This window comes from Mesorhizobium sp. M0938 (assembly GCF_040319125.1).
GTDB classification, from domain to species: domain Bacteria; phylum Pseudomonadota; class Alphaproteobacteria; order Rhizobiales; family Rhizobiaceae; genus Mesorhizobium; species Mesorhizobium robiniae.
Map to the genome: position 1 here is coordinate 13,743 of NZ_JAMYNS010000031.1, position 22,126 is coordinate 35,868.

The 22,126-nt window shown below is 58.3% G+C and carries 13 protein-coding genes and 6 pseudogenes; 8 read left to right on the plus strand and 11 right to left on the minus strand.

Features of this window, described 5'->3' with window-relative positions:
* Positions 1-135 precede the first annotated feature (135 nt).
* Positions 136-435 (plus strand): annotated as a pseudogene (locus NKH73_RS32660) (ATP-binding protein); the annotation flags it as partial.
* A 535-nt stretch (positions 436-970) separates the two neighbouring features.
* Positions 971-1,102: a hypothetical protein gene (locus NKH73_RS31080; protein ID WP_352939014.1), complete on the plus strand. Its 132-nt coding sequence runs from the start codon at positions 971-973 to the stop codon at positions 1,100-1,102.
* 61 nt (positions 1,103-1,163) lie between these two features.
* Here NKH73_RS31080 and NKH73_RS31085 read toward each other — a convergent pair.
* A pseudogene (locus tag NKH73_RS31085) lies at positions 1,164-1,265 on the minus strand (AAA family ATPase); the annotation flags it as partial.
* A gap of 290 nt (positions 1,266-1,555) precedes the next feature.
* Here NKH73_RS31085 and NKH73_RS32665 point away from each other — a divergent pair.
* Positions 1,556-1,630 (plus strand): annotated as a pseudogene (locus NKH73_RS32665) (IS6 family transposase); the annotation flags it as partial.
* Between the two features lie 18 nt (positions 1,631-1,648).
* Here NKH73_RS32665 and NKH73_RS31090 read toward each other — a convergent pair.
* The 4 genes and pseudogenes from NKH73_RS31090 to NKH73_RS31105 form a co-directional block, all read right to left on the minus strand.
* Positions 1,649-1,906 (minus strand): annotated as a pseudogene (locus NKH73_RS31090) (integrase core domain-containing protein); the annotation flags it as partial.
* Between the two features lie 198 nt (positions 1,907-2,104).
* A complete protein-coding gene (locus NKH73_RS31095) occupies positions 2,105-4,105 on the minus strand; it encodes a tyrosine-type recombinase/integrase (RefSeq protein ID WP_352939017.1) in 2,001 nt (666 codons plus the stop codon).
* On the minus strand, positions 4,102-5,370 hold the full coding sequence (locus NKH73_RS31100; RefSeq protein WP_352939020.1) for a site-specific integrase: 1,269 nt from the start codon (positions 5,368-5,370) through the stop codon (positions 4,102-4,104). Before NKH73_RS31100 ends, NKH73_RS31095 begins: the two co-directional genes overlap by 4 nt.
* Positions 5,371-5,462: 92 nt before the next feature.
* Positions 5,463-6,200 carry a helix-turn-helix domain-containing protein gene (locus tag NKH73_RS31105; RefSeq protein WP_352939023.1) on the minus strand — a complete coding sequence of 246 codons (738 nt, stop codon included), beginning with the start codon at positions 6,198-6,200 and terminating at the stop codon, positions 5,463-5,465.
* Between the two features lie 162 nt (positions 6,201-6,362).
* Between NKH73_RS31105 and NKH73_RS31110 the strand changes: the two are divergent.
* Positions 6,363-6,758 (plus strand): annotated as a pseudogene (locus NKH73_RS31110) (transposase); the annotation flags it as partial.
* A 582-nt stretch (positions 6,759-7,340) separates the two neighbouring features.
* On the opposite strand, the gene NKH73_RS31115 reads toward NKH73_RS31110, so the two are convergent.
* The 5 genes and pseudogenes from NKH73_RS31115 to NKH73_RS31135 all read right to left on the minus strand — a co-directional run bounded on the left by NKH73_RS31115 (position 7,341) and on the right by NKH73_RS31135 (position 15,668).
* The gene (locus NKH73_RS31115; RefSeq protein WP_352939064.1) at positions 7,341-8,624 is read right to left on the minus strand and encodes an NAD(P)/FAD-dependent oxidoreductase; all 1,284 of its coding nucleotides are present in this window, start codon (positions 8,622-8,624) and stop codon (positions 7,341-7,343) included.
* Positions 8,625-9,664: 1,040 nt separating this feature from the next.
* A pseudogene (locus tag NKH73_RS31120) lies at positions 9,665-10,455 on the minus strand (aldehyde dehydrogenase family protein); the annotation flags it as partial.
* 732 nt (positions 10,456-11,187) lie between these two features.
* On the minus strand, positions 11,188-13,695 hold the full coding sequence (locus tag NKH73_RS31125; protein WP_352939026.1) for a GcvT family protein: 2,508 nt from the start codon (positions 13,693-13,695) through the stop codon (positions 11,188-11,190).
* Between the two features lie 249 nt (positions 13,696-13,944).
* Complete coding sequence (locus NKH73_RS31130) at positions 13,945-14,415, minus strand: Lrp/AsnC family transcriptional regulator (RefSeq protein ID WP_352939029.1); 471 nt, start codon at positions 14,413-14,415, stop codon at positions 13,945-13,947.
* A gap of 41 nt (positions 14,416-14,456) precedes the next feature.
* Positions 14,457-15,668, minus strand: a complete 1,212-nt coding sequence (locus tag NKH73_RS31135; protein WP_352939032.1) for a M20 family metallopeptidase — start codon at positions 15,666-15,668, stop codon at positions 14,457-14,459.
* Positions 15,669-16,683: 1,015 nt separating this feature from the next.
* Between NKH73_RS31135 and NKH73_RS31140 the strand changes: the two genes are divergently transcribed.
* Complete coding sequence (locus NKH73_RS31140) at positions 16,684-18,036, plus strand: CapA family protein (protein ID WP_352939035.1); 1,353 nt, start codon at positions 16,684-16,686, stop codon at positions 18,034-18,036.
* A 588-nt stretch (positions 18,037-18,624) separates the two neighbouring features.
* Positions 18,625-18,759: a DUF2604 domain-containing protein gene (locus NKH73_RS31145; protein WP_352939038.1), complete on the plus strand. Its 135-nt coding sequence runs from the start codon at positions 18,625-18,627 to the stop codon at positions 18,757-18,759.
* 380 nt (positions 18,760-19,139) lie between these two features.
* Here the strand turns inward: NKH73_RS31145 and NKH73_RS31150 are convergent, their stop codons facing one another.
* Positions 19,140-20,312, minus strand: coding sequence for an IS256 family transposase (locus NKH73_RS31150; RefSeq protein WP_352939041.1), 1,173 nt, complete (start codon positions 20,310-20,312; stop codon positions 19,140-19,142).
* Between the two features lie 56 nt (positions 20,313-20,368).
* Between NKH73_RS31150 and NKH73_RS31155 the strand changes: the two genes are divergently transcribed.
* Both NKH73_RS31155 and ectB read left to right on the plus strand, forming a co-directional pair.
* A complete protein-coding gene (locus tag NKH73_RS31155) occupies positions 20,369-20,626 on the plus strand; it encodes a hypothetical protein (protein ID WP_352939044.1) in 258 nt (85 codons plus the stop codon).
* A 185-nt stretch (positions 20,627-20,811) separates the two neighbouring features.
* Positions 20,812-22,119: a diaminobutyrate--2-oxoglutarate transaminase gene (ectB, locus tag NKH73_RS31160; RefSeq protein ID WP_352939047.1), complete on the plus strand. Its 1,308-nt coding sequence runs from the start codon at positions 20,812-20,814 to the stop codon at positions 22,117-22,119.
* The last annotated feature ends 7 nt before the right edge of the window (positions 22,120-22,126 follow it).

Consider the following 22,126-nt stretch of genomic DNA (forward strand, 5'->3'; position numbering starts at 1 on the left):
GCCGCTTCTGACCGTCCATGAACAGGCCTGCACGGAACAGGAAAAGCTGGACCGGCAGGTACGACGCCTTGCTCGTGATGCACGACGGCGATCGCGGCATTGGCCTCGGCGAGCGAGAAGAACGTCTGTTTGCGCATGGCCAGCGCCTATCAGGAACTCGAGATGCAAACGGAAGCCAGAAGCCTCGAACATGGCGAATGGCTCGCGCTGCTTCTCGAGCGCGAGGCGACCACGCGCCGCCAGAGACGCTTCGAAGCCAGGGCTCGTGCCGCAAAGCTGCGCCGTGACGCCCAGATCGAGAATGTCGACTTCCGCGCCGCCCGCGGCCTCGATCGCAATCTCTTCCTGAAGCTCGCCGCTTGCGACTGGATCCGGCAGCGCCATAGCCTGCTGTTGATTGGACCCGCCGGCGTGGGAAAGAGCTGGCTTTCCTGCGTGCGGTGCGCGTTTGCGGAGCAACTCGGTCAGTGCTCCCGGATCGGACTTCACTTTCCCTTGGAAGACAGACCTTCCACCCTCATCGACGACGCAAACGCTCGTCTCCCGCTGCGACACCGCATCGCTGTGCATCAGCGCCGATATGGCGGCAAGCGCTATGGAACGAACCCCACACACAATGCCGAGCTCGCACCGCCGCTATGCGGAATGGACACCGGATCGCTTCCGGCGCTGGGGCGCATCGATCGGACCGCAAACCGAAGGGCTTATCACCGCCATCCTCGCCAGCCGGCCGCATCCTGAGCGGGGCTTCAGAACATGTCTGGGTATCCTGCGCCTTTATCGCGACATCAGCCGCGAGCGCGCCGACCGTTTCGGCGCGCGCCGTCGAGATCGGCGGCCTGACCTGCAAGACGATCGCCTCGCTCATCTACACCCAAAAGCGCGCGGGTCAGTCCACCGAACCCGCCGCCGTCATGGAGCACGCCAATCTGCGCGGCCCCGGTTACTTTCATTGAGGAGACAACGAACGATGCTGATCAATCCCACAATCGATATGCTGCGCGAGCTCGGCCTGACACGTATTCCGGTGATGCCGGACGGCTATTCCAATCTGAAGCCGGACAGGTATTCCGATTTCATGCCGGACACGATTCCGATTTGAAGCCGGACAGTTAGTGTGCCCCTGGGTGGTGCAGGTTTTTGACCTGAACCGGTTGTGTGCGTCAAGCCAGGGTAGTTTGATTGGTGGTCACGGCTTTCTGTTTTCGCAGGCTCTCGCCGCTGAGTTCGATGCGATAGGCATTGTGAACAAGCCGGTCCAATACGCATCCAATCCGACATATTGCTTCACTGCGGCCTCCTTGATCTCAATGGTCGGCGGCTTTTGCCGTCCGTCAAAAGGAGCGATGGCAGCAATTACGTTATCATGTGCAAAATTGATCCCATAATCGACTGTCCCTGAAGGGGCAATGATCAGGTTGCTGATTTGCCAGTCTGCCGGGTTTTGTTGCAACGGCTGAATAGGGGCGCAGAGAGGCCTGACGCGAGGTAAATCAGGCGGCGAGAATTCGAACTACTCGGCCAGTGACGGATTCGGATTGAAGGCGTGCCTCGCCGTCATGGCCGACCGGATCGCGTCGTCATCGAAGGGAGCCAGACCAACCACGAGGCGATCGTTTCCTGCGGCACCTGACCTGCCACTGAACTGTCATCCAGTGGCGATTAGAGCCTTGGCCGTTTCTGTTACGCCTTGTGGCGCGGGTTGAGCAACCGGCGGAGGGGCGGAGCCTTCGATCGGCACAGCGTCGAAGCCGGTTGCGGTGATGACCTCGGCATAGGCTGCTGGGGTCTGGTAGCCGAGCGAGGAATGTGGCCTGGCGGTGTTGAAGTCCTCCCTCCATTCGGCGATGGCGCTTCGAGCGTGGTCGAGGCCGAAGAACAGGCTCTCGTTCAAGAGCTCGTCGCGGCCGGGCTGGAGGACGCCGACGCCATAGTGAGATGCCATTCTCCCATAGCTACGGTTGATCTCGGGATCGTAGAAGCTTGCTCGGCTGACGCCGGACTTCAGATTGTCGGGCTTTTGTGTCCAACGCCATTATGTGGCTGCCAACGGTTTGAGCCGGTCTTTCGAAGGTGGGCCGCGGGCGAGAGGACACATAATGCGCTACAGCGAGTTGAGCCAGTCGAGGAGGGTTTTGTCGTCCTTCCAGGCAACACGTGGTCGGGGTACCGTTGAAATACCTGAACCACCACTCACTTCGCAGGCGCGTAGCGCCTCGGCTTTGGCGCGCAGCGTCAGCTCGGCATAACGGTTTGTCGTGTCGAGACTGACGTGCCCGAGCCAACTGCGTATGACATTAACTTCGACACCGGATTCCAGTAGGTGGCAGGCAGCGGTGTGCCGGAATAGATGCGGGCTGACACGTCTGGATTTCGGCCCGTGTGTATCGAAGGATGCACCGTGTCGTCGGACAATCTTATAGATCCCGAACCTCGTTAGAGGACGAGCCTTCGGAGCGCAAAAGACTGGCTCGCCTGGCGCTGCGCGGCGCTGGGCCAAGAGTGCCTGGATATGCTTCAATGTCTCATCCCAAAGCGGGCACGTTCGCCACTTGTCACCTTTGCCGTGCAAGTGGACTCTGGCCGGCGGCTTGAGTTCGAGGTGCTCGATACGAAGATCCGCAACTTCCTGTACCCTGGCGCCCGTGTTGTAGAGGAAGAGCAATAGTGTGTGGTCGCGCAGCGCGAGATGCCCTTGCCGAGGCAGCGAACGAAACAAGGCCGCTACCTCCTCCCGCTCCAGGAAGTGCGTATCGGGCAGTGATGTGCGCTTGACGGGAATTGCCGCGACTTGCTGACAAACCGCCAGCATCTCGGGTGCACGCACAGCGAGGTAGGCAAAGAAGGTGTTCAGTGCAGCGCGACGTTGATTGCGAGTACGTACCGAGTTGCCGCGTTCTTGTTCCAGGTGCTTCAGGAATGCCAGACTCCATTCGAACGTCAGGTCATCAAGGGCCAGTGCAGTAATTCTGCGGCCACGCTGCTCGGACACGAAGCACAGGAACAGGCGGATCGTGTCACGATAACTGCGGATCGAACCGAGCCGCAGCCCCTTCTGAACCGGGAGATGATCAGCAAAAAATGACTGGACCAGTGTACCGAGGGAGAGGGTCATGACCGATCGCTCCGCGAGCGTTGCCGCGGCAAAGGCACGGAAGCGTCGGTTGGCGTGTTCGAGAAGCTCCGGGGTCGGCGTCAGATACACCGCAGTGGAACTGATGTCGCCGTGCCCCATGAAAGTCGAGAGCGCAAGAAGCTTCGTCTGCGGATCGAGGCCGAGCCTGTACCAACGCGTGAGTGTGCCAACGGCAAACGAGTGTCTCAGATCGTGCAGGCGTGGAGGCGAAATGCCGGGTGGGATCCGCAGATTTAGGCTCGGGACCATAGCGTGAAAGGTCTGGCTGACGGTCCCAGGATTGACTGGGCGACCTCCGCGCAAGCAAAACAGCGGCTGATCGTCCGCAGTATTGGTTGCGAGCGCCGTAGTCTGGCGTTGATGCAGATGCTGGCCCAGGAGTGCTCCGAGCTTCGGCCCAAATGGGACGAGGCGGCTCTTGTAGAACTTGGTCTCCCGGATAACGAGCAGCCGCCGTTCCAGATCTACGTCTTTGAGGCATAGCCGGCAGGCCTCGCCGACACGCAATCCCAGTCCGTAAAGGACAGCGAACAGTACGAAATATGTGTTGCCACGCTCGATCGTACCGCCATGGCTCGGAAGCGCCTTGGCAAGAGCGAGCAACCGAGTGGCTGCGTCTGTGTCGAAGATAAATGGCGTGCGCTGATATCTTCCGCGCCGTGGTGGGGATCTCAACGGTGTCTGGGCGAGCTTCTCGTGATCGACGAGATATGAGAACAGTCGCCCTACCGTGCAGCGCAGGTGGTTATAGCTTCTCGGGCGCGACCTTGGACGCGAGAGGAGAAACTCATCCACCAGTGCCGGGGTTATCTCGGCAAGGCTACCAATGTTGTTCTTCGACAAGTAGGCATCGAACAGCGCGAGCGTCTTCTTTTCGACATCATAGCGCCGTCGCAACGAGCGCTTGTGGGCGAGGAATTGCTCAATCTCGTGGCGGAGAAAACTCTGGAAACGTCCATCGTGGCTCACAGCACGTCCTCCCCATTGCCGAGTGCAACCTCGCGCAGCTGTTCGACAGCGATCTTCCCGTAGATCTGGGTGGAGGAGGCGCTGCGGTGGCCAACGTAGTCACCGATGTGCTTCAGCGGAAAATTGGCGTTTAGCAGTCGCTGCACACAGCTGTGACGTAGGACATGGGAACCGGCGCGTGGCACGCTAATGCCGGCTTTGCGGATGAAATGGGCGGCGCGAGAGACAACCGCCGCGGAGCCTATCGGGGCGTGTGGAGCACAGCAGCGCATAAATACCTTGCGGCATGTCGTGGCAGGTCGCCCGTTTTTGAGGTATTCGATGATCGCAGCCCCCACCGCCGCCGAGAGCGGATAAGTGGTGGTATTGCCTGCTTTGCGATCCCGGATCTTGAGCCGTTCGTGGCGCCAGTCAATGTCATCAAGCGTGAGCGTGGCGACCTCCGCAGCCCGCAGTCCATAGGTTGCAAGCAGCATCATCATTGCGAAGTCGCGCTTGCCGGAGGTGGACCGTCTGTCGATACCTGCCAGCACTTGCTCGACCTGTTCCCAACTGATCGATCGCGGAACACCAGCGTGCCGGTACGACTGCGGAAACTCGACAAGCGAACTGAAATCCTTGGCCAGAACCCCCTCACGATGGAGGTAGCGCAGAAGGACCCGTAGCACCCCGCACGCATTGCGCACCGTCGACCAGGAAACTCGTGGCGGAGCATATTCGGCAATGAACCCGCTGAGCACGGTTGGCGAAAGCTTTGCGAGGTCGTCGATGCCGATGCGCTCAAGATAGGTGGCGAACTGACGCAAACTAAACTGGTACTGGTAAATCGAACTCTGACGAAGCCCCTTCTCTTCGGTCAGGTACTTCAACAACCCCGGCGCCTGACGCTCGAACGGGTTGTCCGGCTTATGGGAACGACCCCGACCAATGTAGCCGGAGACCGCCAGCTTCAGCATCTGGCGGATGGGATTGCGTACTTCATTGCCGATCTGCTTGCGTCGCCGGCGCGAGCGTCGTCGAGCATGCTCACCAATCCACGCTTGCACGAATGGCTCGACGTGATCAGGTAGGTTCTCAACTTCGCGGGCTCCCTGAGCTTTTGCGAACTCGCCGAAACTCACCACAATGGGAATCCGGCGAGACACGCTGCGATCCGTATAGCGGCGTTCTGCCATCCAGCCGACGTATTGTTCGACTGTGGAGGCGATCCACGACTCCTGAATGCGATCGATAGTAGAAGGGCGGATGTAGTACTTCTCCAGCATGACAATCTCCTAAGTAAACAACGAGATCACCATGCCATGAGCGCTCCGTTATGTTGCCACTAGTGCAACGATAAGGTTCGCAAATGCGGGTTTTAACTCCGTTCGCCACATAATGGCGTTGGACACAAAAGCTCGATTTTGTTCCCGGGAACAAAATCGCAGACTATCAGGCGGGGCACGCCGCCGAAGAAGGCGAACATCCGCCCATGCGAACCGATCCAGTCCGGCAATGTCTGGGTCCAGGTCGCCTCGGCGAATGTGTAGCTTGACGCGCCGAGAACGCCGAAGAACAACTCCGCCTCGCGGACTTCGCCGGTCTTGCGATCGACGATCGGCACCTTCTTGCCGGAATAGTCCACGAAGACCTTGTCCCCGGCAGCATGCTCCTGGCACATCGTCGGCGAAAGGCGCTGCTCGAAGCCGCAGAATAGCTCATAGAAACGACTGTAGCCATAACCATCGGGATGGACGCTGCGATATTCCTCCCAGAGGATCAGCAGCGTCACGCCGGGCTTCTTGATCTCGATGGAAAGTTCAGCCCAGCTCGGCTCTTCACGTCGCCGCTGCCCCTGCTTGAGGCCAGCCCTGCTGAAAAGCCGATGCGCCAGAGCATCGTCCGTCAGTTCTCCTGGCAGCGGCCAGATCAACCCAGCAGCCTTTGCCCGATCCAGATTATCTTGCACCGTGCTTCGGGCGATCCCGAGCATCACCGCGATCTCGCGTACGCTTGTCCCGCCGGCAGAGAGCCGCAGCATCTGTCGTATGTGTCGCATGGTCAGCCTTCTCTTTGACGGCATGAAAGTCCCCTCGTGAATACAGAGGAGGTTCATGCCAAGGTTGCTGACCCAAGGGCATCGTCAGGACGGAAAAACCGTCCCGTAATTGATCGGAATGCTGTCCGGCTTCAAATCGGAATGCCGTCCGGATTTTGATCGGAATCCCGTCCGGTCATTCCCTGGAATCCGCAGCTCGCAGCTCGTGAGGATGACACCACGCGCCGGCTCATGACGGTTCCTGGCGTCGGCGTCTTGACGGCGTTGACCTACCGCCACACGATCGATGATCCTTCGCGCTTTTCCTCGGCCAGTGACGTCGGCGCCTACCTTGGTCTGACACCGCGGCGAAAACAATCTGGGGAAACAGATATCAACGGCCGCGTATCTCATTGGGGAGATCGCCTCTTGCGAACCTATCTCTACGAGGCGGCAAGCGTACTCATGCATCGAACGAAGAAATGGTCTTCGTTGAAGGCGTGGGGCCTTCGTCTGTCAAAGCGGATCGGTATGAAAAAGGCGAAAGTGGCGGTTGCTCGCAAGATCGCGGTTCTGCTCCACTGCCTCTGGGTTGACGGCACCAGCTTTGAGTGGGGCGGCGAAAAGATGGCCTGACAGATCCGCGCTCGATCCCAATCGCGGGCCTGTTTCCGGAACCCGTGATGTACCCGCCGGGACGGTGGTTGTGGTGACCTCGTTGGATCGGCTGACGTCGACTTCGAACTTCGTTGCACACGTTGAGGCGCCCAACCCGAACATCATCATGAGGCATTCGACCTCGGAAAGGACCATGAGCCCGGCGATGACAGAGCGAAACTCGGATTGACAACCACCCGCAATTAAAGGGCCGATTCACAGAACCCCCAGGGGCCTAATGTGAGTGACTCTCAGCAAAAAATTGAACGCCCAGCCGGAGATCGCTGACGGGCGGGTGCGCCTTTGGAAGTCCTTGTTACTTTGTATGATGGCGCACAATTGTAGCGTATTCAATGGACCGATCTACACGAATGGCGGCCCATCAACGCAGGGGTTTGGCTTTTGGGGGCGCCGTAGGTGCATAAAAGCAGATGGCCGAGCGCCATTGTGCGCGTGCGGGATACCGTCGGGAATGGGGCTCCAGATGCGGCCAGGGGGCGAGGATCGGCCCGGAAGGTGGCTAAAGATTGCTACCGCGCGCAAGGCCACAACCGTGTCGTCTCAGAACCGAGCGTCGACGAAGTGTGCCAATTGGGCACCCACCTCATAGTAGTTTTCCTTGAGCGTGCGGAAAGCCGTGGTTTCCGGGGTAGTGACAGGAAGTGGCAGATCCGCGTCTCCGACATTCCCGAGAATATGGTCGGCCAGAACACGTCCAAAGACCGTCGCTGGCGAAATTCCACGGCCATTATAGCCGCAGATGCTGACTACATTTGGTGCGAAGCGGTGAAAACGAGGCAGGTGGTTGCTAGTTGTTCCAATCGCTCCATACCACTCGAACTCCAGTTCGAGGTCCAAAATTTGCGGGAAAAGCTTGTGAATGGCGCGCTTAGCCCATGATCGGTGAATCCTGGAACCCGTACCCCCGAGCGCGCCGATACTGCCGAAAATTAACCGTCCGTCGCGATCCAGCCGAAACGAACTCAAGATTTTCTTAGTGTCCCAGCAGCCCTCGCGGTTGGGGAGAATGGACTTCTGTAGTTTGTCCGGAAGCGGCCGGGTTGCGACATTGAAATAAGGAATATGTATCTGCTCATGCCTGAGCTCTTTCCAGGGAGATTTTGTATAAGCATCCGTTGCAACTACGACCCAGTCGGCCTCTACCGAGCCTCCTGCTGTGTGTACTGCCCACTTGCTGTTTGATCGCTCGATTCCGGCAACCCCACTTGAATGGTATATTTTGGCTCCTGCGGAGATAGCCGCGCGAGCAAGTCCTCGCGCATAACCGAGTGGTTGGATAGTTCCGGCGCGCAAATCAAGAAGCGATCCTGAATAGGCGCCCGTACCAATGCGTGTCGCGGTCTCCTGTACGTTGAGGAGATTCACGGGGGCGCCCCGTTCCTGCCACTGCCGCTCGCGTTCCCGGAGTTCATCTAGTCCTGTTTCGCCGACCGCGCAATGAAGCGTCCCGTTCCTCACAGGCTGGCAGTCGATGGCGTGCTTGTCGATCAGAGACCACACCTCGGCAGGCCCGTCGCTGAGAAGCTGCAAGACCTTTTCACCAAAAGGTGCGCCTAAACTTGATTTCACATCCTCGGGCTTCATCCATAAGCCGGCATTAACCAAGCCAGCGTTGCGCCCCGAGGCGCCAAAGCCAATTTCCACCGCCTCAAGGACGCTGACCTTTACACCGGCTTGCGCCAAGTGCAGTGCCGTCGAGAGACCCGTGTATCCGCCGCCAACCACGGCCACATCTCGCTTATGGGCATATCTGAGGATGCTCGTCTGCGGGGCGTCTGGTGCACTCCGCTCCCAAAGCCCATGGGAAAGACTGTTGTTCAGCATTTTCGTCCTTTCAAGCCCTCGCCCATAAGGGTGGCCTTTAGCAGCAAAAGGAAATTGAGTTCGTCTTCGACGTAATTCATGGAGTTTCAGAGAGACGGGTTCCAGGGTTGTCGAACACCAGGTGAGCAGCATCAAGAAAACTGGGCAGGAACATAGGTCGGCAACCCCGATCGACAGCGCCTGCTCGTCGACCCGAAATCCTGGGTGAGAGCTCCGGCGCGCTCCGGTACGCTTTTGAGAAATGCGATGCGGAAACAAAGCCGCACGCCATCGCGATCTCAACGACCGGAAGGCTGAACTGATCAGCAGCAGGTGCGCACGTTCCAAACGAAGATCCAAATAATAGCGGCTCGGAGAACATCCAAGTTCCGCCTAAACAGCCGCTCGATTTGTCGGCGGGAAAGGCCGGCCGATCCTACTAAGTCGTCCAGTAGCAACGGCTCCGTGAGATTTGCCTCCATCTGTTCAATTACCTTGATGACCGCCTGATGGTTGAGTTGCACTCGAGAATGAAGGGGCAGACGTTGGCGGTCACCCGCTGCACGGGTCCTGCACGCGATAGCCTTTTCGCAAATACGGTTGACGGCTGTCGTCCCATGATGCTGATCAACCATGCCGAGAAACATGTCGAAGGGGGCGTCGCCCCCGGCGCAAGTGTGTAATTGCCCGTACCGCTCGAAAGCGGTTTGAGCGGCTAGCACACTCGGCCGTTCAGAGAACATAGGAAATTGCTCCCAGTGAACCGCACAACGCCGCCCTTCTGCAAGTCCCGCCCGAGCAAGCACAATCGTACCGCTACCTATCCCTACGGGGCTGCCGCGACGGTTCCAACACTCTCGTAGCCAGGCATCAAGCTGTTTGTGCGGACTAGGAGCATTGCGGTCGCCGACAACCACGACAGCCGGTGGTGAGATCGATCGACGAGCTTTTTCACGTTCGAATAATAACGAAGAATCGGCGCAAACCAATAACCCATAACTTGAGGCCGCAGGTTGCCGTCATCTGAAATGACCTGCCAGCTATACACGTCCCGCCCCAACATTGCCGCCAAGTTCAAGTGAAGCCTTCTTGAGGGTTTTTGCCGATTGCTCGAGCAGCATACGACCAACCTCGGTCGAGCCCGTGAAGGAGAATGCCCGCACATCGCTATGATCCAACAGCTGTTTTGAAAGCAGGGGAGCCTCTCCCGTGATCACTTGAAACACGCCGGCTGGCACTCCTGCCTCCTCGGCAAGACAGCCAGCGCCAGAGCTGACAAGGGTGTTTCCGGGGCGGGCTTGACGATCATGGTACAGCCTGCAGCTAGCGCGGCCCCAGCTTTTCTTGTGATCATTGCCGACGGGAAATTCCATGGCGTGATTGCGACGGTCACTCCAATCGGTTGCATCCGCACGACCAACTGGCTTCCGGCAAGATGGCTCGGAATGGTCTCGCCATATGCCCGCTCGCCCTCCGCTGCAAACCAATCAAGAAAGCTAGCGGCATATGAAATTTCACCTCGCGCCTCGGCCAAGGGTTTGCCTTGCTCGGCGGTCATGATCGCGGCAAAGTCTTCCGCATTCTCACGCATCCCAGCGGCCCATTTCCGCAGGTGTGCGCCCCGTTCCACAGGAAGTACATCGCGCCAACGCAGAAAAGCGGTTTTCGCAAAGTTGACTGCGTTGTCCACGTCAGAGGTGTCACAGGCTGCCACCAGAGCCAGTTCCTCGTCAGTAGTCGGGTCCAGCACCGCGAGTGTCTCAGCCCTGGAGAGCCAAGCAATATAGGCGTATTTTTGCAGAAGGTCCTGCCGTTTGAGCCCCCTTAGTGCGCCGGTTGCTGAACCTTTCATGTGTAACTCCGTCAGTTTTCGATTTTACATCAAACTAACCGCGCGAGCGGTTGGTGGCGGCGCAATTCCAGGCCATCTAGGCGTTTTCCTGCGAACCGGGCATTTTCTGCGGATTTCTCCATTTTATCTTTGTCTGTCGTGCAATGACCCGCCAAGGAAGGCTTCCAGCAAGCCTCACGTGTCTCCGTCGATCTCATAAGCAGATTGAACCGCTGCAACACTTGGAAATCTTCGACGAATGAAGGGAACTGTTCCCAGTGCACTGCACATCATCGTCCATCCGCCAGACCGGTCTGGGCGATGCTGAAGAACCCCGCTCGCGATTCCAACCAGAGACGTTTTCCAGCCCGGCATCCCCGCAACCAGCCATGCACGGCTCGATTTACGGGAAGGGGGTAGCTACCCCTGCAAATTACAGCGACCGAGGGGAAAAAGCCCATTTTGCCACGAAGGCCGCGTTCCTCCTTGAGCGACGCATCGACGGAGATCGTAAGCCCGCTACTCGATCTCACAGGGTGTCCGTCGTCAGACACAATTCGCCAATCGTAAATCTCCGATTCGAGCACTTCGTTGGCAAGCCGTGAGGCCGACTGCTGAAGAAAAAGCCTGTAGGGAAAATCTGAGACCTAGACAGAGGCTGAACAGACGTCTGCTTACTTTCGTCTTAAGCCTCTCTAAGCCTCTCTAAGCCTCTCTAAGCCTCTCTAAGCCTCTCTGAGAGCCTCGAGCCCGTCATACCTTGGTTCTGAGGCCCTTCGGATCGAAAAAGGCCTGGAGCGAGACGTCTGCATCATAAAGCTTGCCAGCAACTTCGATCTGCCAGCTTCCCGAGTCGATCCACTCCCGACTGACGCCATCGGCGTGGTTAACGTAGCCGAGTCCTATCGAAGAGCCCAAGGTAAAGCTCCGGACCCCAGAGGAAATGTAGCCGACAATGCCGCCATTGTAGCGAATGAGCTCCTCGCGGAAGAGCAGGGGCTTTGGATCCCGCAGCTTGAACGACAAGAGCCGCTTACGCGGTGTCCCGGCTGCCTTTTGGGCTTCTGTGGCATCCTTGCCTTGGAATCCACCGGCCTTCGACCAGTCGATGGTAAATCCGAGCCCGGCTTCGAGCAAGGTGTCCACCGGGGTAAGGTCCAGTTCATACTCGCGATAGGCTCGCTCGGAGCGGAGGTGCTCGAGCGCATGATAGCCAGCAGCGCGTAACCCGTGCCCAGCTCCTGCCGCCCACAGGACATCGAAAACATGCTGGGCCATCTCTGTGGGAACATGGAGCTCCCAGCCCAGTTCTCCGATATAAGTCAGCCTGTTGGCGATAACTCTCGCATAACCGACATCGATTTCCTGGCTCGTCGCGAACGGAAAGGCCTCGTTCATAAGGTCTATATCCGTGACCTTGGACAGTATTTCGCGGGATTTTGGCCCTTGGAGCGACAGCACTGCATAAGCCGAGGTGACGTCCGTGAGCGTCACGCTCCATTCGCTGGTGATATGCTTGCGGATCCAGGCGGTGTCGCGTGGATGGACGGTGGCTGATGAAATGATGAGGTATTCGGTGTCCGAAAGCCGATTGACGGTGACGTCGGTTTCGATGCCACCCTTCTTGTTGAGCATGTGCGTATAGACGAGCTTGCCAACTGCAACGTCGACATTGCCGGCGCAGAGCCATTGGAGAAAGCGGCAGGCATCCCGGCCTTGGACAAGGTGCTTGCCGAAAGAACTCTGGTCGAACAGCACCGCATCGGTACGCGCGGCACGGCATTCTTCAGCGGTGTGCTTGAACCAGTTAGGTTCCTCATACGAATAGACATTCTCTATGGGCTGGCCTTCTCCGGCAAACCACATTGGACGCTCCCAGCCCATGCCCTCACCAAAACTCGCGCCAAGTTTCGCCCAACGATCATGGAGGGCGCTCTTGCGGACCCCGCGCGAGGTTTCCCGCTGATGACTGGGCCAATGCATCTTGTAGTGAAGGCCGAGCACCTCGGCGGTGCGATCATGCAGGTAACGCTTGTTGATCTGGAATGGGTGGAACCGAGCCACGTCGACGAAGCTAATGTCCATCTGCGGGGATTTGGCGACGATCCATTCGGCCAACGCCCTGCCAGCCCCGGCGCCATACTCGATACCTTCAGAGTTGTAACCGGCCGAAACGTATAGGTTTTTCAGTCCCGGGACCTCACCGATCATGAACAACAGGTCAGGCGTAAAGCTCTCCGGTCCATTGAAAAACTTCGCAATTCCGGCATTGGCAAGATCGGGAAGGATCTCGATTGCCTTTGTCATCGGCAACTCGAAATGATCCCAATCCTCCCAGAGTTCAATAAAAGCCGTCCCCTTCGGTAGGCGTTCCATCGCGACAGGCTTGCCCCAAGGTTCAAAGGCGCCGATCAGGAGCTTGCCTGCGTCTTCCTTTAGGTAGACGTGACCATCGGTATCGCGCAGGACTGGAAGCGTCGGCCGGATGAAGTCCATAGGTTCGGTGACCACGTAGAAATGCTCGGCCGCGTACAGGGGGACGCGTGCGCCCAACCGCGCTGCCAGGTCCCGTGTCCAGAGCCCGCAAGCCAAAACCAAGGTTTCCGCCTCGATGACCCCATCGTCGGTCTGGAGCTGGTAGAGACCGTCCGGCGTCCGCCAAAGGTCCTTTACCTCTTGGTTCTCAAAGATGCGGGCCCCATTCTGCTTCGCTCCCGCCGCCAGCGCCATGCACGTGTCGATCGGGTTTGTCTGCCCGTCCCGGGGGATGAACACCGCGCCCTCGATGATTGAAGCGTCGATTGCCGGATAAAGCGCCTTGGCCTCCGCCGGGGAGATCATATGGGCTTCAAGTCCAAAGCTCTTGGCGACCGACGCGTTGCGGGCGGTCTCGTGGAGACGATCCTTGGTCCGGGCGACGCCGAGTGTGCCGTTGCGCTTCAGCCCGGTAGCCTGGCCTGTTTCGGCTTCAAGGGCGTCATAAAGCTCAGCATTGTATTTCGCAATTTCGGTCAGCGAATGTGTGCCACGTGTCTGCATGATCAGGCCAGCCGCATGCCAAGTGGTGCCTGAAGTCAGCGTGTTCCGCTCCAAGATCGCAACATCTTTCTTGCCCAGCTTCGCGAGATGATACGCAACGCTCGCGCCAGCTATGCCGCCTCCCAGAATAACTATCTCATGGTGACGGGCTGCTGTAGCGCGGGGGCGCAAGAATGGGAAATGTGTCATGGAACCCTGTGATTGAATGAAGGGCCGCTGCAACTCGCGCGCCCTCCTGCATATACCGTGACGAAATTTAGCGGGCCCTCCACGCGGATATTCCGCATATTTCGCGCGGAGTTAAAGCCTTGGCCGCGACGAAAGGGCAGGTGTTGCGGCTATCAGGCGCCGTCCCTCGCCGAAAGTTCGTGGACTTGGCCTACGGCTTGCGCCTGGCGGGCAGACACCGTTTCTGCGGATAGTTTCGCGTCCAACCTTGTCGCTGCAAAAAAAGCGTGGGCGGCCTTCCGGTCAGTCTGTGGGGATTACACTTCCGCGTTTGTAGAGCTGCAGACAGACACTTGTGTTGATGCGTTTGATATTCGGGTTCATCTCAACCATCATTTGGGTGATGTGGTCGTACTCCTCGACATCTTTCGCTGTGATAACCACGGTCAGGTCGGATGCTCCTGTGGTGTAGAATGCCTGCTGGACATAGCTCTCCCCCAGCAGCCATTTCTTAAGCTGGCCGAGCAAATCCTTGCGTTCTCGTTCAACCTCGATGGCAGCCAGGAACACTAGCGGACGGCCGACTTTCTTGCCGTCGACCACGGCAACCGTGGCGACTATCACCCCCAAGTCCTTCAAGCGCTTGATGCGACGCTGGACCGCCGAGGCGGACAGGTTCACCTCTTCGGCGATCGTCGACGCTGGAAGCTCGGCCTCCAGCTGGATGATCGCGAGGATTTTTCTGTCGTAATCATCGATGTCTTCAGTACTCAAAAGATGCCCCTGACGTAGCGGAAAAGTGCTCCTCGCGACTTCTAACCGGTGGTGGGATCGTCTGCCAGTACGTCCAAACAAAGACGGACCACCGCGTCTGTGGTTGGAGCCAGAAGGTTGTCCGATGCGCCGAAGGTCGGTGTGTGCAGAAACGACTCATTGCCGGGCTCGCGGCTGCCGAACCAGAAGTAAATCGAAGGCACCCTCTCCGAATAATAGCCAAAATCGTCGCTGACTTCTTCCTGCTGGTCAGTCGACAGTGCGGTCTGGCCCTCTGCCTCCACAACGATTTTCTGAAAACGCGCGACGAGCCCAGGATGGTTGACTACGGCAGGCTCTCCACTGATCTGGTCGACGCGGGCTCGGCCGTGGTGAAGTGCAGCCAGCCCGTGTGCCAGCTCTGCCACCCTCTTGTTGATAATTTGCCTTCGGTCGCGCGTCCGCGTCCGGATCGTGCCTTCTACAGTCACCTCGGGACAAATGATGTTCGCCGCTTCTCCACCCTTTATCTTGCCGATCGTGATGACCGTTGCGTCCCGGGCTGGGAACTCGCGTGACACGACCTTCTGAACTTCACAGATAAACGCGGCGGCAATGGCGATGGCATCGACCCCCTTGTGCGGCATGGCCCCGTGCGCCATCTGGCCGATGAATGTGATTAAGAACTGGTCCGCTGACTTGCTCACCGCACCGGGCAGGGCGTTGAAGACACCGACCGGGAGGTTAGGGTTTATATGGATCCCAATAGCGTGGTCGAAACCACCGAGCAGGTTTTCGCTCGTGACCGAGCGCCCTCCAACCGGCTCCGCTTCCTCGGCTGGGTGGAAGAAGACTCGGACCCTGCCGGAAAAACGGTTCCGCTGGCGGTGCAAAGCCAACGCTGTTCCTAGCGCCACCGAGGCGTGGATGTCATGGCCGCATGCGTGCATGACGCCTGGAACTTGTGAACGGAAAGGGACGTCGTCGCGCGTCTCCTGGATAGGTAAGGCGTCAATGTCGCCTCGAACGGCGATTGACCGCGACAAGCCGTTCGCCTGGCCGTGGATATCCACGTAAAGGCCGGTATTGTGGAAAGGGACGGACCCGCTCAGCCCGTGGCGGTCAAGGATCTCTCGAATTCGAGCTTGCGTTTTCCACTCACAGTTGGAGAGTTCCGGCTCCCGATGCATCGCCTGGCGAAGCTCGATGATGGCGTCCCGCTCGGCGCTGTCGAGCGCCGAGCCGAGCCGTTCTGTTGTCAGCTGAGAAACCATGCAAGTCTCATGTTTGGAGAAGGTGCCGCACCGCGGTGAGTATGCACGACAGTGCGGCCATCGCCTCTAGTTTTGGGAGTAAAGGCGATGCTGAGCGTACCATCAGCGAATTTGCTCATAGTCGACGTTTGTTCCCTGAATGCTTGAATGGGTATCACTATATTGAGAGCACGTGCGTTTATTCCGCGTATTTCATCGTAGTAGCGCGGCGCCCCCGCGCCGTTTCCAGGGTATTGGGCGAATTATGTCGCATTTTGCCACAGAGTGGCTTTGCCAAACGGTTTCGTGGACCCTTAGTAGAATTGGCAACCGACCGAAAGGTTCGGATGCTGTCTCGGCCATCTTTTTTGCCTGAGGCCGCGTTTGCCTCTGAAGTCGCGGCACCGCGTCTAGCAATGGGTAGGCATACTGTCGTATTGCCTTGAGGATGGCTTCGTCGCCGTTGTGGTATGCGAATGTGATCTCGATCGAGCCGTCGTCGAGCAATTCCGCGGAACCATCGCCGGTGACTTCATCCATCTCGTCGAAGCCGGCCGCCACGCAAACATCGAACTTTTTGGGGTCAGTTCACAAATATGGGACAATATCTATATGGCCAAGCCTTTGCGCGATCTCAGTTTCCGCTGCGCGCCGATTCGCGAAACTCGTCGCACTGACATCGATGATGGCTACCCGATCCTGCAAAACCGCTCCGCATCGCGCCGGTTCTCAGGAGCGATCCGGAGCAGCTTCGCGCTCTGTCCCCCAATACCCCGCGCGGGGGTGCGTGTGCGAAAATCTCTCACATCACGACGAACGATAGGTAATTTCCGCGAGATGGTCGCTTAGAATGCGGAATTGCGGCGATCGGTTGGGGTTTAATTGAGCGTGCCGACGTTTCAAGCATCTTTGGAAGAGGCTGAACAACCATCAGCCGGAAGCGGGTCGCTTGAACGGCAAAACGCCGTTTTCTCTATAGGCAAACGCGAGCGCAGGTTGCGTCCGTTCTGACACTCTTTCTCTCAAAGGATCTATCGTGACGACACAGGCTGAAGAACATTTAAACAGTTATGACTTGGTCGGGTCTTTGGAAACGAGCGTGGATGACGGTTTCACGATGGTCGCCGTCGGCGACCTCATCGTTACAAGACCGCTGACGAAAGGCGGACACCCAGGATTTGATAAGGTCATTGAAATTCTGCGCAATGCAGACGCAACGTTGGGAAACATGGAGACGAATATCTTCGATATTCGATCCTTCAGGGGCAGTCCACAGGCGGAATTTGGTGGCGCTTATCACGCAAGCCTGCCAACGCTCGGTCCCGACCTAAAGGAGATGGGATTCAACATCGTCAGCTATGCGAACAATCATACCTTCGATTGGGGGATCGAGGGCATGCGAGAAACCATAGAGACCCTCGACAAGAACGGCATAGTCCACGCGGGCGCTGGCGAGAATCTGTCACAAGCGGCCGCCGCACGCTTCCTTGAAACACCCCGTGGTCGAGTCGGCCTTGTGTCATGCGCTGCAACATTTACGCCTCAGTCGAGGGCAGCCGATCCGGCAGCGGAGGCTCCGGGAAGGCCAGGCATAAACCCCCTGCGTCTCACCAGAAATGTGGTCGTACCTCAAACGATGTTGGAGGATTTGAGGCGGGTACGGGACGCTCTGCCAGGCTACAAGCTGTCCCAGCAGCACCTCGACAAAGTCATTTTGGCCGAGACGACATATATTGCCGGCAGCACTCCGGGCTTTAGCTACGCGCCGAACCCGAAGGATGTCGAGACCATTCTGCGGAATGTTCGCCGTGGTAAGCAATACTCCGATTTCTGCATTCTCGCGAACCACGGGCATGAGCCAGGCAATTGGAGCCAGCAGCCTGCAGACTATGAACAGGCATTCGCACGCTCTGCGATTGATGCCGGCGCCGACGCCTATGTAGCTCATGGACCTCATCAACTTCGCGGCATTGAAGTCTATAATGGCAGGCCCATTTTCTACAGCCTCGCCAACTTCATGATCGATGACCTTCGAACTCCAATGGGTATCGACATGTTTGAGACTTATGGGAAGGATCCACGGCTTCATACTGACGCCGAGGTGACGGTCGCCGAGATGACAAGTGGATACGACACAGCTCCCGGTTTTACGGATCCGGTCTTCTACGAGAGCATTATCACGGTTACGAGGTTTGAACGCAACCAGCTCAAGGAACTCCGGCTGTACCCTGTGGAGCTGGGACATTCCAAACGATTGGCAAAACGCGGAATACCGAGCCTTGCAAGTTCTCAGCAATCGAAGTCCATTCTCGAACGGCTGCAAAGTCTTTCAAAGCCTTTCGGAACTAAAATCACAATCGTCGGTGATATCGGTCTCATCGCAGTTTGAGTCGATTACTCCGTGTTATCTTCAACAGTGTTTCAAGGATAAACTGGCCGATAAATCGAAACTTGTCTTCGCAGAGGGGATGGGTGGGGAGCGCGAGGCCGGTTCAGGGGGACCCTCGCCCGGAGTTGGCTATGGCCCTAAAAATGCAAGATTGAGGCAGAACCCCTTTAAATACAGTGCGACAAGGACCTCGTCGAACGATGGCAGTTTTTCATCGAACATCTTCGACGCCATGCTGCGTTCGCCCCACGCAGATCGCGCAGCCACTTCTCAGATGGAACAAGCTGGAGCGTCCCAGGCCTTGTCGTATCCAGCTAGAGCGGAAAAAGACCGCCTTCTGGCACATCAATGTCGCCAATATTTTTGCATTGCTCTAGTCATTATTGTTGTGAAGAGATATTCCGGCCCCTTTACTTGCGGCTCAAGTCACGCATAAAAAGAAATTAGCACCAATTCGGTAGCTTATCCCTGTCTTTCCCGTACTCGCGGTCCGGGGCGCCGAGTGGACGATCAAAGACCGCCAGTCCGCTCACCAATAGGTCGGCACTAGCGCCTTAGGGCCCGTTGGCAAGCCACAGGAGTAGGACAATGTCCACGGATTCGGGTAAGGGCGATAATCATGGCAGCGGCCCAGGAAATATCGAGATCACCGTTGTGGTGAACGGCCAACCCACGCGGGTCGAAGCCAATCCCCACCAGCCGCTTCACGTCGTTCGCACCTAGCGGATGCGGTCAGCACACCTATCCCGGGGATCGTCGCCAGTCGCCGGCTCATTTCGTTCTGCGTGTGCCAAGCCTTGATCTCGGCGTCGAGCTCGGCAATCGCTTTTCCGTTTGTGCGCAATTGCGCGACGAGCGGTCTCAAGGCTGCCTTTGCCAAAGTCGGCAGGCTATCGTCGACGTCAGCCTCGACTGCGGCGATGATGTCTTCAACCTTTCCGCGTCCCTGCGCGGCGACGAGGCCAAGTTCGGCGGCGTGCTGGATTTCGGTCTTGACCGGCTAGATTTGGACCTGATCCGCTATCACCATACCGGCCCGCGGCTCGTCATGGCCACAAATCAAGGCCTGACACAAGACCGCACTCGATCACGCGTTCAAAGGTTCAAAATCTTCCTTGCAAAACGGCTGGCATCCACACAAGAGTCATGTAGCGCGCCCGCTGCACGGCCCATTCATCATTCTGTTCAAGCAACGCGCCGACGAGATGGACAATGGCATCGTCATTGGGGAAGATGCCGACGACGTCGGTTCGGCGCTTGATCTCGCCGTTGAGACGTTCGATCGGGTTCGTGCTGTGAATCTTGACGCGGTGCTCTTTCGGGAACGTCATGTACGCGAGCACGTCGTGCTCGGCCTCGTCTATGATGGTGGCGAGCTTCGGCACCTTTGGGCCGGATCTGGTCGGCCACGGCGCGCCATTGCCGCTTGCGGCTTCGGCCGTCTCCTGGGCAAACGCGGTGGCGCTGAAGGCGGAGACGACAGGGCGGCCGCTCTTGCCGGCATGGGCCAGCACGTTCCTCATGAAGTGGATGCGGCAGCGCAGCCAGGTGGCGCACAGCACCTTCGAGACCGCCGCCTTGATGCCCTCATGGGCGTCGGAGACGACAAGCTTGACGCCGCGCAGGCCACGCCGAGTCAGCTTGCGCAGGAACTCCGTCCAGATCGGCTCGGCCTCCGAGGTGCTGATCTCCATGTCCAGCACCTCGCGCCGGCCGTCACTGTTGACGCCGACGGCGATGATGACGGCGACCGACACGATGCGTCCGCCGCGGCGCACCTTGAGGTAGGTGGCATCGATCCACAGGTACGGCCAGTCGCCCTCGATGGGTCTGTCGAGGAAGGCCTTCACCTTGCCGTCAATCTCTTCGCACAGCCGGCTCACCTGGCTCTTGGAGACGCCGCTCATCCCCATCGCCTTGACCAGGTCGTCGACCGAACGGGTCGAGATGCCTTGAATATAGGCCTCCTGGATGACGGCGGTCAGCGCCTTCTCGGCCATGCGGCGCGGTTCGAGGAAACCGGGAAAATAGGAGCCCTTCCTGAGCTTGGGGATGCGCAGCTCGACGGTGCCGGCCCGCGTCTCCCAGTCTCTGTCGCGGTAGCCGTTGCGCTGAGCCATGCGCAGCGGGTTCTTCTCGCCATAGCCAGCGCCGGTGGCGGCGCCCACCTCCGGCTCCATCAGCCGCTCGGCGGCAAAGCCGATCATCTCGCGCAAGATATCGGCGTCGGGGGTCTTCTCCACGAGTGTCCGCAGGTTCATCATGTCGTCGGTCATCGATGGTTCCTTCGAATCAGGTTGGTGTCAGCAACCCGACCCTACCGGGAACATCGATGACCGCCGCTACGACGCTCGCTCGCTTCAGCGCTGTTGAGGGCGCGCTCGCGAGCGGCTTCGTCACCGCCGAGTTACACCACTCAGCGGGGCACGACCCGCCATGCCTGAGAAAATGCCGGGCAACCGACACCATTGTCGTGTTTGTTGGATCCGCGACACATTGTTTCGCCTTGGTTTCCTGCTGCACTCCGGTTCAAATCATTGAACAAAACTCAGAAGAATATTCTAAGGCTCCCAAGGCGCAATTGGCATGACTTTTGAGAAGTCCTCTTCGTGAAACGCGACGCGAGGCGGCACTGGTGTTCGTCCAAGTTGTTCTTCGCAGCTGTGGCTCAGGACCTGGGCGCGCCAATCCGGCAAGCTCCTGGGTTCGACCACGAACCGCATTTGCAGGCATTCCCGCCGGTCTACCTACCAATACCCAAATAGGGAGGCAACGATGACTGACCCAAGTGCACCGGATCGCGAGGAGGAATTCGCGATCTTCAACCATCTTGAGTCTGAAGTTCGCAGCTACGCCCGCAGCTTTCCCGTCGTTTTCGCGAGGGCTCGAGGGGCTCAGCTGTTTGCGCGAGATGGGACGGCCTATCTCGACTTTCTCATGGGCTGCTCAAGTTTAAACTATGGGCACAACCCCCCTGAGCTGAAGTCCGCGCTCGCAGACTACATTGCGGGCGACGGCATCACGCATGGCCTTGATCTATATAACGAAGCTAAGGAGTCTTTTCTGCGAGAATTCCACGAGACGATCCTTAGGCCGCGACAACTAGACTACGTCGTGCAGTTTCCCGGTCCGACCGGCGCCAACGCGGTCGAGGCTGCCCTCAAGTTAGCTCGCAAGATCACTGGTCGGCCCAACATCATAGCCTTCACCAACGGCTTTCATGGCGTGAGCCTTGGCGCTCTCTCCTGCACCGGCAACCGATATCACCGCGCAGCCGCTGGCCAGCTTCTTGGCGGCGTGACGCGGCTACCCTATGACGGCTATCTTGGGTCCAGTGTGGACACCGCTGACTACCTTGACCGCCTGCTCTCGGATCCCTCCAGCGGCGTGGACGCCCCGGCGGCGGTTATTGTCGAGACAGTTCAGGGCGAAGGCGGCCTCAATGTCGCCGGGACGGAGTGGCTGCGCAAGGTGGCGGCCATTGCGCGCAAACACGGAGCTCTGCTGATCGTAGACGACATTCAGGCGGGTGTTGGCCGGACCGATGCGTTCTTCAGCTTCGAGGCGGCCGGTCTCCGACCGGACATCGTCACAATGGCCAAATCGATATCGGGTTATGGCCTGCCTATGGCCCTCGTCCTAATTGATCGACAACTCGACAAGTGGGAACCGGGAGAGCACAACGGGACGTTCCGCGGGAATTGCCATGCTTTCGTGACCGCCCGGGCAGCCCTGGAGCACTTCTGGCGAACGGACAGCTTTGCAGCGTCCGTCGAGGAGAAAGGCAATCTGCTTAAAAGCCGCCTTGATCAGATCGCGCAGAAATACGACCCAAGCCGCGTGTCAGCTAAGGGTCGTGGCATGATGCGGGGCATAGATCTGAAGTCCGGCGAGATTGCCGGTGAAGTCGTCAGGACCGCATTCCAGAGGGGCCTCATCGTCGAGACCGCCGGTCCCAAAGACGAGGTCGTGAAATGCCTGCCACCCCTCGTCGTTGGGGAGAATCAGCTTCGCCAAGGCCTCGACATCCTCGATCACGCTATCGACAGCGTGATCGGCAGCCCAGTGAACTCGGGAGCTTGAGGTGATG

What these genes read in the sequence shown, in the direction of transcription:
- NKH73_RS31080 (WP_352939014.1), top strand. Translation starts at nt 971, where the DNA reads ATGCTGATCAATCCCACAATCGATATGCTGCGCGAGCTCGGCCTGACA.
- NKH73_RS31100 (WP_352939020.1), bottom strand. Translation starts at nt 5,370, where the DNA reads ATGCTGGAGAAGTACTACATCCGCCCTTCTACTATCGATCGCATTCAG.
- NKH73_RS31105 (WP_352939023.1), bottom strand. Translation starts at nt 6,200, where the DNA reads ATGAACCTCCTCTGTATTCACGAGGGGACTTTCATGCCGTCAAAGAGA.
- NKH73_RS31115 (WP_352939064.1), bottom strand. Translation starts at nt 8,624, where the DNA reads ATGCTGAACAACAGTCTTTCCCATGGGCTTTGGGAGCGGAGTGCACCA.
- NKH73_RS31135 (WP_352939032.1), bottom strand. Translation starts at nt 15,668, where the DNA reads ATGGTTTCTCAGCTGACAACAGAACGGCTCGGCTCGGCGCTCGACAGC.
- NKH73_RS31145 (WP_352939038.1), top strand. Translation starts at nt 18,625, where the DNA reads ATGTCCACGGATTCGGGTAAGGGCGATAATCATGGCAGCGGCCCAGGA.
- NKH73_RS31150 (WP_352939041.1), bottom strand. Translation starts at nt 20,312, where the DNA reads ATGACCGACGACATGATGAACCTGCGGACACTCGTGGAGAAGACCCCC.
- NKH73_RS31155 (WP_352939044.1), top strand. Translation starts at nt 20,369, where the DNA reads ATGACCGCCGCTACGACGCTCGCTCGCTTCAGCGCTGTTGAGGGCGCG.
- ectB (WP_352939047.1), top strand. Translation starts at nt 20,812, where the DNA reads ATGACTGACCCAAGTGCACCGGATCGCGAGGAGGAATTCGCGATCTTC.